The sequence below is a fragment of the Sneathiella sp. D3-11 genome (assembly GCF_055809395.1).
Genome location: NZ_CM147911.1, coordinates 1,518,908 through 1,533,926 on the forward strand (window position 1 = coordinate 1,518,908; position 15,019 = coordinate 1,533,926).

Here is a 15,019-nt window from a genome sequence, read left to right on the forward strand (position 1 = left end):
AATATGTTCAAGCCGCGTCGCGTGAACGCTCCAAAACTGGATGAACGGTTTAAAGCCGAGAGACTTGCGCAGACGTTACCGCCCCTGATACTTGCCGCGGAAAATCTGGTGAACGCGCATGATATGGGTGTCCACGGTAGGCGCCGCGCCGGAACCGGAGAGGATTTCTGGCAGTTCAAGCAATACGGCCCCGGCGATCCAGTGTCCAGTATCGACTGGCGGCAAAGCGCGAAACGTGAGCATATATATATCAGGCAAAAAGAGCAGGAAACGGCGGAAACTGTATGGATCTGGCGGGATACCTCGCAAACCATGGACTATGGCTCTGGTCAGACGGAACAGTCCAAACTGGATCGTGCCACATTGCTTAGCTTGGCACTGGCACTCTCTCTTTCAAAAAGCGGCGAAAAATTCGGCTTGGTCGGCCAGACCGAGAAAGCATCGACTGGCCCTGCCTCCTTTAATCGATTTGTTGACCGCACTGCGGAAGTTCAGAGTCCATCCATAACTGATCTGACGTTTGCCGATCAGCTGTCCAGCAAGTCAACTGTTGTCCTGATCAGTGATTTTCTCGTCGAACCGTCAGAAATCATTGAAGTCATACGTCATGTCGTCAGTCTCGGCTGTCGCGGTTTCCTAATGCATATCGCCGATCCGGTGGAAGTAGATCTTCCTTTCAACGGGCGCACCCGGTTTGTCTCGTTGACTGAAGAAGACGACATAACCTTGGGCCGGGTTGAGATTGTTCGCGAGGATTATCAGTCTCTCTTTAATGCACATCAACAGGAATTGCTCAAGATAGCGAAAAATGTTTCCTGGGATTACTGCTTTCACCGGACAGACGCCCCGGCAAGTGAGGCCTTTGCCGCCCTCTATACCGCTCTCAATATTCGCGGGGCGAAGGCATAATGGTGGCAATCAGTTCGATTTCTTTCCTTTTCCCATGGGTACTCGCTGCTCTGTTGACGCTACCATTGATTTGGTGGCTCCTGCGTATTGTTCCGCCGCGCCCCAAATCAGTCATTTTCCCGGCGATCCGATTTCTTTATCGCCTGAAGAAAGATGAACAGTCGGCAGCCACAACACCTTGGTGGCTTTTGCTGTTAAGGCTGGTGATCGCGGCCCTCATCATCCTGGCCATTGCCAGACCGATCCTTAATCTCCCGGAGCAACGTGACAGCAAAGGCGAAGTTGTCATAATCGTTGATGATGGCTGGACCGCTGCTGAATCTTGGGACAGCCTGAAAGCCACTTTGAATAAGCTGGTTGAAGAGACAACCCGACAGGAAAGACAGCTATATATTATCACGGCAGCCCGGCAGGGCGAAGGACGACAGGTAATCTTAAAACCACTTGCAGATCAAGAAGCATATGGGGTTGCCGCTTCGTTGGAACCTAAATCATGGCCAGCGCATTATGGAAGCCTAGTCCATCTTCTGCCTCGTCTTGAATTTCTCGACAATCCCGAATTCATCTGGCTTTCAAGCGGTATTTTGCAAAGCGCCCACCTCCCTGATCTGAACGATTTAATACATCAGCTTTCGAACATAGGCCCGCTTACCATTTATCGTGAAGAAAGCATCACCGCTGCGCCTATCATCGGCTTGCCCAATCTGAATAGTGAAGAGCTGAGCGTACCGCTCTTTCTTCCGGAGGGCGCCGCCATAGACAATGGCGTCTTAACCGCAAAAGCAGATGGCGGGAAAATCATCACATCGGTTCCTTTTACCTTTTCAGAGAACGGCATCTCGACGAATGTTAGTCTGAAAATCCCCAACAAGGTCAGAAATGATATCCGACGTCTGGAAATCGCGAGCAGCCGGAACACTGGTTCTGTCTTTCTGCTCGACCATCGCTGGCAACGGCGGCAGGTTGGTCTGGTGACGACTGTTTCCGAGCAGGTTGATCAGCCGCTTCTGGATGAAATCCACTATTTGAGCCAGGCACTGACCCCCTTCTTTGACATCACGCGCGGGCAGATTGAAGAACTTTTAACAGAGGATCGCTCACTCATCGTTCTTGGGGATGCCGCCAATTTATCCGAAGGTATTGAAAGAAAGCTCCTCGACTGGATTGCAAAGGGTGGCGTGCTGGTGCGATTTTCCGGGCCGAAGATCGCGAATTCCAGTGGTACACTTGTGCCGGTCAATCTTCGTTCGGGCAACCGCAGCCTTCAAGGCGCAATGTCCTGGAACCAGCCGACGCACCTCGGCCCCATTCCGCAATCCAGTCCGTTTTTTGGCCTCAACATTCCCACGGATGTGACCGTAAAAAAGCAGGTTCTCGCCAATCCATCGCCCGAACTTCTCGACAAAACCTGGGCGCAGCTGGAAGATGGCACGCCATTGGTCACGGCTGACCGTCAAAACGCTGGATGGCTGGTTTTGTTCCACACGACAGCCACGCCAGAATGGTCAAATCTTGCTATTTCCGGCCTCTTCGTTGAAATGCTGCGTGAAATCGGCAACCTTAGTCAAATTTCAAACCAGAACTTTTCTGATCAGCGGAGTCTGCCGCCATTTCGTCTTATGGATGGCTTTGGTGGCATTCAGAGTGAAATTGGTATAGCCGAACCGGTAAATACAGCCGAGATGGAAACACTGCTTCTGGATGCAAGTCATCCGCCTGGCTATTACGGGGACGAAAACTTCAACATAGCGATCAATATCGGCCAGTTTGACACAAGCTATTCCCTGATTGATATGGGCCAATTTCCAGCGACTATCCGATATTTTGACAAATCGACCGTTATTGATCTCGTTATGCCGATAATTCTTGCGGCGCTTCTTCTTGTCCTGATCGATCAGATTACTTCACTTCATTTGCAGGGGAAGCTTCCTGCGTTCAAAACGATTTCTCGCGCCTCCGTGATACTCATTGCTATCGGGCTTAGCGTGTTCATCATGCCAACCGGAACATTGGCACAGGAAACGGAATTCGACGGTGACGCCAAGGCGCTTGCTGCGACGCTCGACACCCGGCTCGGCTACATACGCACCCGCGATACAGCGGTTGACAGGATGAGCCACAATGGGCTTGCCGGTCTCAGCCGGCAATTGAGAAACAGGACTGCCGTTGAAGCCAAAGACCCGCTCCCAGTGGATATCGAGCAAGACGAACTTGTTTTCTACCCCTTGATTTACTGGCCCATCACCCCGGATTTTCCCGCCCTTTCCGATCAAGCGATTCTCAAGCTGAATAACTATTTCAGTGGCGGTGGCACCATCCTGTTTGACACCCGCAACCAGAATAACGTCGGACAGTTTGGTCCCGATCTGTACAACAGCCCAGAGAACGCCCGTTTACGCCAACTGACCGCAAGGCTGGATATTCCAAGAGTGCATCAGGTGCCGACTGATCATGTGGTTACCCGGTCTTTTTACCTGATGCAGACTTTCCCCGGCCGGTATGATGGCGGCGAGGTTTGGATTGAAGATACCACAGGCATCCAAGGGAACGACGGCGTCGCATCGGTCGTTATCGGCAGTAATGACTGGGCCGCAGCCTGGGCGATTGATGCCGATGGTCGCTATCAGGCGGCAACGCTCCCTGGGAACGAACGGCAACGGGAACTGGCATATCGTTTCGGTATTAATTTGGTAATGTATACGCTAACCGGAAACTATAAAGCCGATCAGGTCCACATCCCCGCCATACTCGAGAGACTTGGGCAATGAGAGAGGAAAGCTTTGTCTCATCCCTCGATTTCAGCCCCTATGTGTCGCTTGACTGGCTGATCGTCCTTGCGTTGATCTGTTCGGGTATTTCTATCTTCGCTCTGTGGCAGCGCGGGCGCGGCACCTTGTTGCGGAGTGCGCTTATGGCGCTTCTGTTACTGGTACTCGCCAATCCGGTTCTATTGACGGAGAAGCGAAAATTTCTCGATGACATCGCCGTAATAGTTCTGGATGAGACCAACAGCCAGAAAATCGGCCGCCGCGGTGAAACTGCCAGTGCCGCCTTTGGAGACCTTAAGTCCCGACTTGCGACAATCGAAAACCTGAATGTCGAAACTGTCACGGTTAAGAACAAGACGACATCGCTTCTGGGAGACGAGAACGGAACACATGCCTTTGAGAGCCGAGAAGAGGCGCTAAAAAACATCCCCCCTGACCGGATTGCCGCCACAATTTTTATTACGGACGGCCAAATACATGATGTGCCGGAGAATGAAACCGAAGCTAAAGAAGCAGGACCTGTTCATTTTCTCCTGACGGGTGCAGATAATGAAAAAGACCGAGTGCTCCGGGTGGTAAAAGCCCCGACATTCGGCATTGTCAATCAGCCATTGCAATTCATCATCAAAATTGAGGATTTTGGCCTCACTGAACCTGTTCAGGCGGCGCGCGTGACGATTTCGCAGGATGGGGAAGAAGTAGCCGCAGATCTTGCACAAATCGGATCGGAACTCATCCTTGATCTGACATTGACGCATGGCGGTGCCAACTTTTTTGAAATCTCTGTCGATCCGCTAGACGGGGAATTGACCGAGAAAAACAACAGCGCCTATGTTACAGTCAATGGCATCCGAGACAGGTTACAGGTCCTCCTTGTTTCGGGGGAGCCCCATATGGGCGAACGGGGCTGGCGCAACATTCTTAAATCCGACCCGTCCGTCGATCTCGTACATTTTACGATCCTGCGTCCACCAGAGAAGCAAGATGGCACGCCAATCACGGAGCTTTCGCTGATTCCCTTTCCGATCCGCGATCTTTTTGAGAAAAAGCTCAACGATTTCGACCTGATTATTTTTGATCGTTACCGGCGGCGCGGCGTCCTTCCATCCAGTTACCTTCATAATATCTCTCGTTATGTGAAAGCTGGAGGCGCGCTGCTTGAGGCGGCCGGCCCCGCCTTTGCGACACCGCTGAGCCTCTACCAGACTCCTTTGGCAGAAGTACTGCCCGGAAAGCCCACTGGGTATATTTTTACTGAAGGCTATGTCCCGACTGTTAGTGAGACAGGCAAGCGACATCCGGTTACGGGCCTACTAAAAACAAATACGCAAGGGAGCGAAAGCTGGGGTCGCTGGTTCCGGATGATCGAGGCAGAGCCGCTTGGCGGGGAAACCTTGATGACCGGCCCGTCGGACCAACCGCTCCTTATATTGGAACGTAGCGGTGATGGGCGAGTAGCACAGCTTCTCTCGGATCATGCCTGGCTGTGGGGACGAGGGTTTGAAGGTGGCGGTCCACAGTCTGAACTTCTTCGGCGTATTTCTCACTGGTTGATGAAGGAACCCGAGCTCGAGGAAGAACAGCTGAAAGCCGTTGTCGCGGGGGATAATCTCCAAATTCAGCGCCGCTCACTTGATTCTGCGCCAGTGACTGTCACTGTAACGGATCCAGACGGGAAAGTGACGCAGCTTTCATTATCCGAAGGGGAAAAAGGGGAACAGATTGGGAGCATTCCACTTCAGACCAGCGGCCTGCATATTCTGGAAGATGGCCTGCAGAAATCATTAGTTGCCGTCGGGGCGCTCAATCCGAAGGAACTTCACGATATCCGCGCAAGTAAAGACAAAATTGCGGACATAGCCAAGGTAACCGGAGGCGGCATCCGTTGGCTGGAGACTGACGGCCTTCCGGATTTCAGGCGTACGAAGCCGGACAATCGCCAGTCAGCGGACTACTGGTTCGGCCTGCGTGCTAACCAAAATTATCAGATTACAGGCTACAATCGCCAAGCCTTGTTACCACCGCTAGTCGCCCTCATTCTCGCGCTTGCGTTTTTATGCATCGGATGGTGGCGCGAAGGCCGCTAGCCCTGCAATCATCTCATCAGTTTCCACCTTAGAGGCAATCCGGCCCGGTAGAGATAGAGTATCTGATACGCCTGATATCATACCGGAGACATTTCCCAACGCACCCGCCGCGCATTCTTTCACAAGTAGCCTGCGCTCCTCCACAGGGCCAGGCATTTCGAACCCAAGGACGGCGGCGTTTTGAAACCCGAACTGACTATAATATTCCGGATCTCCGACAAGAACAATCAGATGATGACCGAGTTCAATGGCAACCTTTATTGTCTCCCGCATGAGACCGACACCAATGCCCTTGCCTTGCAAATCCGGCTCAACAGCGATTGGCCCAAGGAGCAGGGCTGACGTACTATTGCCAATCATGATCGGCCAGTAACGAATTGTAGCGAGGAGCTTGTCGCCCTCTACCGTGACAAAACTCAATTCTGGCAAGGGTGTTGTGTTTTCACGAACTTTATAAGCTGTCTTCTTGAATCTGTCCGGACCGAAACAACGATCAAGCAGAGGCTCGATCTGCTCTACATGTTCTGGCTGCTCGTGAATAATCTGGGGCATGACGGAATTCCAATAAATTACGGGGTAGACAATATGCCTCTCAAAAGGAGCCCCGAACCGTCATGAAATCTTGGATAACCAACGCACAGGCTATTTAAGCGGCAGCACAAATAAGGGCAGCAGCCTGTCGTCGTCGAAGTTTGGTCATCTGTTTGTTCATAAAGCGCAAATATCATAGGGACGGTATTAAGGAAAGAAATAAATCATGCCTTGCCTGCGCTAGATTCAAAGGTTAGCCTCCAACTTTATAACAGAACGGGCGCGCAACCCTCGCATTTAGCCGGAGACTTTCCGAATGTTTTACAAACCATCCGAACCACATGGCCTGAAACATGGCCCCTTCAAGGCCATTGTTGCGCCTCGCCCTATAGGCTGGATAAGTAGCCTTGCTACTGATGGTACCGTCAATCTGGCACCGTTCAGCTTTTTCAATGCAATGTCCGAAAATCCGCCGATCGTCGCGATGGGTATCAATGGTAGCCACAGCGAAGGCGGTGCGAAAGATTCACTTGATAATATTGAGGCGACGAAGGAATTTGTCTGCAACATGGTTTCCTATAATCAACGGGAGAAAATGAATTTAAGTTCAGCCATGTTACCCCGCTCCGTTGATGAATTCGACTATGCGGGAGTGACAAAGGAAACCTCAACGCTTGTCAAGCCTCCGCGCGTCAAGGAAAGCCTCGCTCATTTGGAATGTGTGCATTACAAGACAATTATCTTACCTTCTGATAACCCGAAGGTGGTAAATAGCATGGTTCTGGGAGAAGTCGTCGGCATCCATATCAGCGATGAAATTATCGTCGATGGCATGATCGATATGAAAAAATATCAGCCGCTCGCGCGCCTTGGATATATGGACTACTGCCATGTTGACGATATCTTCTCTATGGACCGACCAATTGTCTAACTGATCAGCGGGGAGCTAAACACCCTGCCAGGTTCCCCGAATTTCCCGTGCCAGCTTTTCAGCGATGGCGCGGGCGAAGTCTTCATACCCTTTTGCCGGTTCAGTAAAGGCCCCAATGCCGCCAATTACTCTTTCCTGGTAATAGCTCTCCAGCGCAGGCTCATCATTGAGGATCGGTAGGCCGTTGATGATAACACCTGCAGCAATAATCCGGTCCCGCGCCGCCTCGGGCGGGCGCCCTATGGAAACTACGCCGTCGCCCGAAATGTCAATCACTTTGCGCAGTGACGTGTTGCGATCGCGCGAAAAAAGAGAGAAGGCGTGATCCAATGCCCCCGCAATCGCGGTGCCCCCATAAGGGAAGGTCCGCGGTACGTTATCAAGCTGGCGGGCAAATTCATGAGCGTCTTCCTGAGTCGCAATGGTGCGCCAATTAAGAATTACCTGCTGCTCACCAAGCCCGGCCCAATGAGTGGCGGCAAGACTGATCTGCCCCCGTGGCCCCGCCGCGATTGCTTCTATCACCAGATCGCTGCGAAATGCCTCGGCGAAACCGCGCATTTGCAGATTATACTCATCGTAATTCACGCTGGAGGAGACATCGATTGCGAGGACAAGCTGCATATCCACCTCGTCTGCAACGACATCTAATCTTGGGGCAAGCACAAGTACCAGTGCCGCGATCAAATATGGCCATTTCATTGCAATTACGTTCTCGTGCCCCAGTTAAGGAAGATCAAGCCAAGTTTATCGTATTTCACGGCAAAAGTATGACCATTTAACCAAAGGGTCATGACCCGGGCCGTCTTTTATGTCATCATCCAGAGAGTTTGAGAATTTAACAGAGAGTAGATCATGAAAAAAATCGTCATCGCAATTGTTGTGATTTTGGTTGTAATCGTCGGATTGGCGGTAGCACTTCCTTTCATTGTGCCGACCGACAGGATCAAACAGGAACTGATCCAGGCGGCCAATGACGCCACAGGCCGGGAACTGGCGATTGAGGGCGATTTTAACTTTACTGTCTTTCCAACATTGGGCGTAACCGCAGAGTCGGTCACCTTCTCCAATGCTGAAGGTGCCCAAAATGCCGATATGGCGGCTATCGACAGCCTTACGGTCAAGCTTAGCTTATTGCCCCTGATAACCGGAAATGTACAAGTCGATGAATTTGTCCTGACGAAACCGGTCATCAACCTTGAAGTCGATAAAAGCGGGAAGGCAAACTGGGAGTTTGATGCCGCTAAAGCAGAAGCTCCAAAAGAAACGGAAGCCACTAGCTCTGACGGAGGGACGCCTGATCTCGGTATATCTGACCTTAACCTCGGGGATGTACGTATCGTCGAAGGTGTGGTCAATTTTGTCGATCAGAAAGGCGGCACAGATATAAACCTAAGCGATATCAATCTTAAGCTTGTGCTTCTTGGTCTTGATCAACCGTTCGAAGCAAAAGGCAGCGCCGTCTGGAACAGCGAAAAGGTCGAACTTGATGTCAATGTCGGTGCTCTTCGCAGCATTCTTGAAAATATCGAGACAACGACGACCCTCAATGTTGCCTCCAAGAATATTAATCTCAATTTTGATGGTCTGGTAAAAAGCACTCAACCTCTAAACCTTGGCGGCACGACAACTCTTGATGTTCCATCGGTAAAGGATCTCGCGGCCTGGGCAGGCTCCCCTCTGGAGGGCGTGTCGGAAACCGGCTTCGGCCCGCTCAAGATCAGCGGTAAACTTGGCGCAAACGATACTAAATACAGTTTCTCAGAGGCTACTATCAGTTTTGATGAAATTGTCGGGGCTGGTGATTTCAGTATTGAACTGGGCGGCAAGGTTCCGGATATCGTCGGCAAGCTGGCACTTGAGACACTCGACCTTAACCCCTACCTCCCGGCTGAGCAGGGCGCAGAAAGCTCGGCACCTGCTGCTCCGGCACAAAAAACATCGACAGAGAAATGGGATACGACCCCAATTGATCTTTCCGCACTGAAATCGGTCAACGCCAAGTTTGATCTGTCGGTTCAACAAATTCTGTTCCAGAAAATCAAGATTGGCGCCAGCGCTCTCGCGACCACGATCAAAGACGGAATTCTCGACCTAGTGCTAAGCGAAATGAATCTCTATGACGGCACCGGCACAGCCACTGTTCGGGTGAATGCCCAGCAGCCGACGTTGAAGATTACCAAAGCGATGACGATTGAGAATATCCAGTTGAAGCCATTACTGACTGACGCAGCGGATTTCGAGAAGCTGCAAGGCAAAGGGATGTTCCAGACGGACTTGTCCACCAGTGGCAAATCGCAGGCTGATATGGTCAGCGCCCTGAACGGAACTGGCCAGATCCTCTTCGAAGACGGTTCAATCTCTGGCGTCAATCTGGCCTCAATGGCCCGGAACGTTACAACTGCTTTCACGGATAAGGGAGAAGAGCAAAAGACAGATTTTGCCGAAATTTCAGGAACCTATCAGATTACAAACGGTATTCTCACGAATAATGACCTTAAAATGCTGAACCCGTTCCTCCGCCTTTCTGGTTCGGGAACAGTTGAACTTCCGCCGCAAACCATGAATTATCGGATTGAACCGAAACTGGTGGCTACGACAGAAGGACAGGGTGGCGGAGAAGCCACCGGGGTTGCCGTCCCTATTATAGTGACCGGTCCCTGGGACAATCTGAGTTTTGCCCCCGACCTCGCCGGGGTCCTCAAGAACGCGGCTAACCCTGAAGGCGTGAAAAAACTCCTTGAAGGAGCCAAGGGGTCGGGCGATGGTGTCAAGGATGCTCTTAAAGGCGTCAAGGAAAAGGATCCCGCAGCCATAAAGAACCTGCTCGATTCTGCGGGAGGCCTTCTTGGTGGCAAAAAGGATTAGCACATACGGCTAGTAACCAGAAAGTAAGCCGTGGGTGAAATTAGCTTCCCCGCGGCTTGCGTTCTTCTATCGAGCCGCCGGCTTTTTTCCATGCACTAAAGCCGCCCTCAAGATGGCACACATTCGGCAAGCCCATGTCCTGGACAGCCTTCGTTGCAAGCGCCGACCGCCAGGCTGACGCGCAATAGAAAACAAAACGATTACCATTAGCGAACAGGTCCCGGTGATAGGGGCTATCGGGGTCAACCCAGAATTCCAACATGCCGCGCGGCGCATGAACGGCGCCGGATATTTGACCGTCCCGCTCCAGTTCCCGAATATCGCGGATGTCAACAAAGGTTACATTGTCCTGACCAAGGAGTGTGAATGCCTCTTCAATCGATACTGTTTCGATTTCGTTGTTCGCCTCTTCAACGAGCTGTTTAACACCTTTTTTCATTATTATCGCTCCTTCTCGCCTCAAATTGCGAAAACAATCTTGTCTTCTGCCCTATATATGATGTTACTATTTACCCTTACATGACGCCGGTAGCGTACGTCGAGATAAAAAATAAAGAGAGAATGAGAATGGACCTTTCATTTACCAAGCAGGACAATGCCTTTCGCGACGAAGTGCGCCAGTTTCTGGCAGACGAATTTGATGAAGATCTCAAACAGAAAATGGCAGAGAACAGGAACAGCTATCTTCCGAAAGATGATCATGTCCGCTGGCAGGATGCTTTGGCAAAGAAAGGCTGGTTGACGCCGGATTGGCCAGTAGAACATGGCGGTCCAGGTTGGAACACAACACAGAAGTATATTTTCCAGACTGAAATGGCGAACGCCAATGCACCAGGCATTGTTCCGTTCGGCATCAGCATGTGCGCGCCGGTAATCATGAAGTTTGGGAGTGAGGAACAAAAACAGCGCTTCCTTCCGGACATTCGCGACAACAAAGTATGGTGGTGTCAGGGTTATTCGGAACCGGGATCGGGTTCCGACCTCGCCAGCCTGCAGATGAAAGCGGAAGATAAGGGCGATCATTTCCTTTGCAATGGCTCAAAAATCTGGACAACGCTCGCACAATATGCCGATTGGATATTCTGCCTTGTTAGAACCTCTACTGAAGGTAAACGTCAGGAAGGCATATCATTCCTGCTGATCGATATGAAATCAGAGGGCGTGACGGTCGATCCCATTCAAACTATCGACTTGCCAATTAAGGGCGCACAGGAAGTCAATCAGGTCTTTTTTAATGACGTGAAAGTGCCAATGGAAAATCTGATTGGTGAGGTCAACAAAGGTTGGACCTACGCAAAGTATCTCCTCGAATTTGAGCGCGGCAATGCCTATGCAGGACGCCTCAAACGCGGTGTTGAAAAAATACGCACCATTGCCGCGTCGGAAGTGGACGGGCAGGAGCCTGTGATCAAAAACGCCGCCTTCAACGCAAAACTTGCGCGGCTGGAGGTTGCGGTGCAGGCACTTGAGATGACGGAACTTCGAATCTTGAGCAAATTGAGTTCCGGGCAGAATATGGGACCGGAATCGTCCCTCATGAAATGTCGGGGCACCGACCTTTATCAGGAAGTTGTCCAACTGGCGCTTGAGGCGGTGGGCACCTATTCAATGCCCTTTACACCTCTGTACCCCGGCCAGAACGAGGAACCAATCGGCGCGGACTACGCAAGTGGTGTTGCTCCTCGTTACTTTAATGCTCGTAAGGTCTCCATATATGGCGGATCAAACGAGATCCAGCGCAATATCATGGCAAAGCTCATCCTCGGCCTCTAAGTGGCGAGCGCATCTCTCTTGTCTAAAGGCCGCTACCCTATGTGGACCAGATCATGACGAATACGGATGACGCCATCCGAATTTCGATGTGGTCCGGCCCGCGCAATATTTCGACCGCAATGATGCGGTCCTTCGGAAGCCGAACGGGGTGTCATGCGGTGGATGAGCCTTTTTACGCCCACTACCTCGCCAAGACAGGCCTCCACCATCCGATGTATCAGGAAGTCATCGCCAGCCAGCCGACCGACTGGCGGACCGTTGCGACAAATCTGAACGCGCCCCTTGTGCCGGGCAGTATGTTATACATCAAGCACATGACCCATCACATGACACCGGAAGTCGATCTCAGCTCATTCCAAGACCATCGCAACTGCTTCCTGATACGGGACCCGAAAAGAGTGATTGCCTCTTATGCCGCCAAATGGGACCGGATCACAACGGAGGATATCGGCATCAAGCGGCAGCTTGAGATATTCAGAACTCTTGAAAAACTGACGGGTCAAACGCCTGTCGTTATCGAAGCGGAAGATATCTTAAAACATCCGGAATCGATGCTGAAAAATCTTTGCGCGGCATTGGGAATCCTATGGGAAAAAGAAATGCTCAGTTGGCAAAAAGGTCGCCACCCTGAAGATGGCGTCTGGGCTGCCCACTGGTATGCGTCTGTTGAAGAAACGACAGGCTTTGCCCCCTATGAAGAGCGGGAAGTTAAGCTTAAGCCAGGTTTGATGGACTTGCTAGCGGAGCAAATGCCCTTTTATGACGAATTGCGCGCCCGCAAGATTTAACCGGCTCCCGCTCCTTTTTTGACAGCTAGATCAAGCTTTCGCATCCAGTCCTTGACCCGTGCCTCATTCACGCCGAAATCACGGTAGCCATAATGTGCTCTGCTGAAGACTGCAAGAGTTGATCGCCCTTCCCCAAGGTCTATAAATCTAACGGTAACCGTATCCGGATATCCAATCAGTTTCGAATATTGAACATAGTCGACCTGTAGATCTTTACCTATTTCCCGGCTGCCAAGCTTTTCAGTTCTCGGTTCCGCAAGAGCAACCCTCTCAAACAACCCGGCAAGATTCAACATACTGATTTCGTATATAGGGCTGATCGTTTTTGGCGGATACTGACAATAGTCCGGCGGAGACATGAGATAGGTATTTGGCTTACGGGTTTTTTTAAGCGACGAAAAATCCAGCTCTGGTCTCTGGACTTTTTTCAAAAGATTCTTCAACATTGATGAGGCTCGCTTTGTAATAAACCTGTAGTCATCCAGGAAAAGACCAGATTAACGAAATATGATCAGAAAGTTCAAACAAATAATATGTTGGTGCGAGAAGAATTCAGCCGCGAACGGGTAGAAGAGCTTATTCGGGAAGCAAAACGTCACGGGCCTTTTCACGCCCTGACCCATGAAGAACGGGACGCAACCCGCCATGAGTTTTTATCCAGGATCCCAAAAGAAGAAGGCCTTTGGGTATTCGGGTACGGCTCTCTCCTCTGGAACCCGGCATTTCATTTCACCGAATGGCAGCCCGCCCGCCTCCATGGTTTTCGCCGTCGTTTCTGCCTTCAGGCGTCAATCGGACGTGGAAGCCCGGAAAAGCCGGGACTAATGCTCGCCCTTGATCATGGCGGTTCCTGTAACGGACGTGCCTTTCATATCGCCCCGGAAAAGATTGAGACCGAAACAGATATCCTCTGGATGCGGGAAATGATTTCTGGCTCTTACGATGCCCGTCACGTCCATATTCGGCTGCGGGACCGAACCGTGAAAGGACTGACCTTTGTTATTAACCGGTCCCATCCGCGTTATATTGCTGAAATCAGCATGGAAGAAACAGCGCGCCTGCTTGCTACCGGGGAGGGGCGTCTTGGCTCCTGTCGTGATTACCTCAACAACACAGTCGCGCATCTTGATGAAATGGATGTGAAGGATCGATATCTTCATGCGATTCAACAAAAAATGAAGGAGCTTGATCATCGCGCCGACATCACTTAACAATTCGCCGCCTGTTTTATATTGCGTGAGTGATAAGCTTTGACCACCAATCCTTCCAGCGATCTGCCGCCGATTTTTGTCATCAACCGGCCGAAAGACACCCACCGCCGGGCGGATATGACGGGGCGACTAGCCAAAGTAGGGTTGACGCCGATTTATTTCGACGCCATTGACGGTTACAAGCTTGATATTTCAAATCTCGCGGATTATGACGGCGAGAAGCGTCGCCGCTATTTCGGCAAAGACCTAAAGGCCGGGGAAATTGGCTGCCTTCTCTCCCACCGTGCCATTTATGAGAAAATGGTCGCCGAAAATATACCACAGGCTCTCGTGCTGGAGGACGATACTTTCCTCGCCGATGATTTTAAAAACGTCCTGCAGGATATTCAAAAGACCACAATACATTGGGATTTGATCCGGTTTATAGGGCATGGCAAGGTTTTTGATATCGGCTATCGCACCCTCGCCCCGCTAAGCCACGGCTACAGCATTACGCGTGTACCAACGTCTCCCAGCGGTGCCTACGCCTATTTGCTGACACTGAAGGCCGCGACACGGCTTCTTCATTTTATGCAGCGGAACTGGGTGCCCGTCGATATTATCCACAGTCGCGCCTGGCAGACTCGTCTGGAAACCCTGCTGATTCACCCGTCGCCGGTCAAACCCGACCTGGAAGGCCCCTCTACCATTGGTGAAGAACGTTTCGACAAGGCAAAGCAAATCCGGGGGCTCACGAAGCTACTACATCCATTCTATCGGTTCTGGTACAAACTCAGTAATGGCGCAGGAAAGCGAATCCTCTATCTTATGGCCTGGTTTCGGGATCGGAACCATCTATCGAACTGATCAATGCTCCCCGTAGTATAAAATATTCGCATATGTAAATTACAAGTATAGAAATTATTTTTCTTGCGATCGATGGGACTCATAAAAAACTCCCGCAACTAATAAGCCTCCCCTTAAATATATACAAAAGTATTGCGTAGAATAAGTTCTGCCTTGGCATGTTTAATTATAGTTAATTAATATAACTATTTTCTAATTTAGAATTTTACTATTATTGAATATTAATTCAATTAAAAACTTTATTTTTAAATAATTCAAAAAATTTACTTAACTAATAAGTAACTATAATAAAGTATAACAATATGTA

At 50.7% G+C, this 15,019-nt stretch carries 13 protein-coding genes; 9 read left to right on the forward strand and 4 right to left on the reverse strand.

The features are described from left to right. Positions 1–3: 3 nt before the first annotated feature. Genes AC0L73_RS07860 through AC0L73_RS07870 form a run of 3 tightly spaced genes read left to right on the forward strand, consistent with a single transcriptional unit; the run spans position 4 to position 5,764 of the window. Positions 4–909 carry a DUF58 domain-containing protein gene (locus AC0L73_RS07860; RefSeq protein WP_227952643.1) on the forward strand — a complete coding sequence of 302 codons (906 nt, stop codon included), beginning with the start codon at positions 4–6 and terminating at the stop codon, positions 907–909. Continuing rightward, positions 909–3,677: a DUF4159 domain-containing protein gene (locus tag AC0L73_RS07865; protein ID WP_227952641.1), complete on the forward strand. Its 2,769-nt coding sequence runs from the start codon at positions 909–911 to the stop codon at positions 3,675–3,677. Before AC0L73_RS07860 ends, AC0L73_RS07865 begins: the two co-directional genes overlap by 1 nt. Next, positions 3,674–5,764 (forward strand): hypothetical protein, encoded by a 2,091-nt coding sequence (locus AC0L73_RS07870; protein ID WP_473655262.1) that lies wholly within the window; start codon positions 3,674–3,676, stop codon positions 5,762–5,764. The genes AC0L73_RS07865 and AC0L73_RS07870 overlap by 4 nt, the downstream gene beginning before the upstream one ends. Here AC0L73_RS07870 and AC0L73_RS07875 read toward each other — a convergent pair. Beyond that, on the reverse strand, positions 5,732–6,316 hold the full coding sequence (locus AC0L73_RS07875; RefSeq protein ID WP_227952637.1) for a GNAT family N-acetyltransferase: 585 nt from the start codon (positions 6,314–6,316) through the stop codon (positions 5,732–5,734). The genes AC0L73_RS07870 and AC0L73_RS07875 overlap by 33 nt on opposite strands. 295 nt (positions 6,317–6,611) lie before the next feature. Here AC0L73_RS07875 and AC0L73_RS07880 point away from each other — a divergent pair, with 295 nt between their 5' ends. Further along, positions 6,612–7,226 (forward strand): flavin reductase family protein, encoded by a 615-nt coding sequence (locus AC0L73_RS07880; RefSeq protein ID WP_227952635.1) that lies wholly within the window; start codon positions 6,612–6,614, stop codon positions 7,224–7,226. A 15-nt stretch (positions 7,227–7,241) separates the two neighbouring features. Here the strand turns inward: AC0L73_RS07880 and AC0L73_RS07885 are convergent, their stop codons facing one another. After that, on the reverse strand, positions 7,242–7,928 hold the full coding sequence (locus AC0L73_RS07885; protein ID WP_227952633.1) for a DUF1194 domain-containing protein: 687 nt from the start codon (positions 7,926–7,928) through the stop codon (positions 7,242–7,244). A 153-nt stretch (positions 7,929–8,081) separates the two neighbouring features. On the opposite strand from AC0L73_RS07885, the gene AC0L73_RS07890 reads away from it, so the two are divergent. Continuing rightward, positions 8,082–10,094: an AsmA family protein gene (locus tag AC0L73_RS07890; RefSeq protein WP_473655263.1), complete on the forward strand. Its 2,013-nt coding sequence runs from the start codon at positions 8,082–8,084 to the stop codon at positions 10,092–10,094. A gap of 40 nt (positions 10,095–10,134) precedes the next feature. Here AC0L73_RS07890 and AC0L73_RS07895 read toward each other — a convergent pair whose 3' ends face one another. After that, on the reverse strand, positions 10,135–10,539 hold the full coding sequence (locus AC0L73_RS07895) for a rhodanese-like domain-containing protein (protein WP_473655426.1): 405 nt from the start codon (positions 10,537–10,539) through the stop codon (positions 10,135–10,137). A 122-nt stretch (positions 10,540–10,661) separates the two neighbouring features. Between AC0L73_RS07895 and AC0L73_RS07900 the strand changes: the two genes are divergently transcribed. After that, positions 10,662–11,867, forward strand: a complete 1,206-nt coding sequence (locus tag AC0L73_RS07900) for an acyl-CoA dehydrogenase family protein (protein ID WP_473655264.1) — start codon at positions 10,662–10,664, stop codon at positions 11,865–11,867. A 53-nt stretch (positions 11,868–11,920) separates the two neighbouring features. After that, positions 11,921–12,655, forward strand: a complete 735-nt coding sequence (locus AC0L73_RS07905; protein WP_473655265.1) for a sulfotransferase-like domain-containing protein — start codon at positions 11,921–11,923, stop codon at positions 12,653–12,655. Here the strand turns inward: AC0L73_RS07905 and AC0L73_RS07910 are convergent. Beyond that, positions 12,652–13,101 (reverse strand): DUF1499 domain-containing protein, encoded by a 450-nt coding sequence (locus AC0L73_RS07910; RefSeq protein WP_473655266.1) that lies wholly within the window; start codon positions 13,099–13,101, stop codon positions 12,652–12,654. The two genes, AC0L73_RS07905 and AC0L73_RS07910, sit on opposite strands and share 4 nt — an antisense overlap. Before the next feature lie 93 nt (positions 13,102–13,194). Between AC0L73_RS07910 and AC0L73_RS07915 the strand changes: the two genes are divergently transcribed. Next, positions 13,195–13,866, forward strand: a complete 672-nt coding sequence (locus AC0L73_RS07915; RefSeq protein ID WP_227952622.1) for a gamma-glutamylcyclotransferase — start codon at positions 13,195–13,197, stop codon at positions 13,864–13,866. A gap of 39 nt (positions 13,867–13,905) precedes the next feature. After that, complete coding sequence (locus AC0L73_RS07920) at positions 13,906–14,712, forward strand: glycosyltransferase family 25 protein (RefSeq protein WP_473655267.1); 807 nt, start codon at positions 13,906–13,908, stop codon at positions 14,710–14,712. Positions 14,713–15,019 lie beyond the last annotated feature (307 nt).

Bases quoted from the DNA above. Each gene is read 5' to 3' on its own strand.
- AC0L73_RS07860 (WP_227952643.1), top strand. From the start codon at position 4: ATGTTCAAGCCGCGTCGCGTGAACGCTCCAAAACTGGATGAACGGTTT.
- AC0L73_RS07865 (WP_227952641.1), top strand. From the start codon at position 909: ATGGTGGCAATCAGTTCGATTTCTTTCCTTTTCCCATGGGTACTCGCT.
- AC0L73_RS07870 (WP_473655262.1), top strand. From the start codon at position 3,674: ATGAGAGAGGAAAGCTTTGTCTCATCCCTCGATTTCAGCCCCTATGTG.
- AC0L73_RS07875 (WP_227952637.1), bottom strand. From the start codon at position 6,316: ATGCCCCAGATTATTCACGAGCAGCCAGAACATGTAGAGCAGATCGAG.
- AC0L73_RS07880 (WP_227952635.1), top strand. From the start codon at position 6,612: ATGTTTTACAAACCATCCGAACCACATGGCCTGAAACATGGCCCCTTC.
- AC0L73_RS07885 (WP_227952633.1), bottom strand. From the start codon at position 7,928: ATGAAATGGCCATATTTGATCGCGGCACTGGTACTTGTGCTTGCCCCA.
- AC0L73_RS07890 (WP_473655263.1), top strand. From the start codon at position 8,082: ATGAAAAAAATCGTCATCGCAATTGTTGTGATTTTGGTTGTAATCGTC.
- AC0L73_RS07900 (WP_473655264.1), top strand. From the start codon at position 10,662: ATGGACCTTTCATTTACCAAGCAGGACAATGCCTTTCGCGACGAAGTG.
- AC0L73_RS07905 (WP_473655265.1), top strand. From the start codon at position 11,921: ATGACGAATACGGATGACGCCATCCGAATTTCGATGTGGTCCGGCCCG.
- AC0L73_RS07910 (WP_473655266.1), bottom strand. From the start codon at position 13,101: ATGTTGAAGAATCTTTTGAAAAAAGTCCAGAGACCAGAGCTGGATTTT.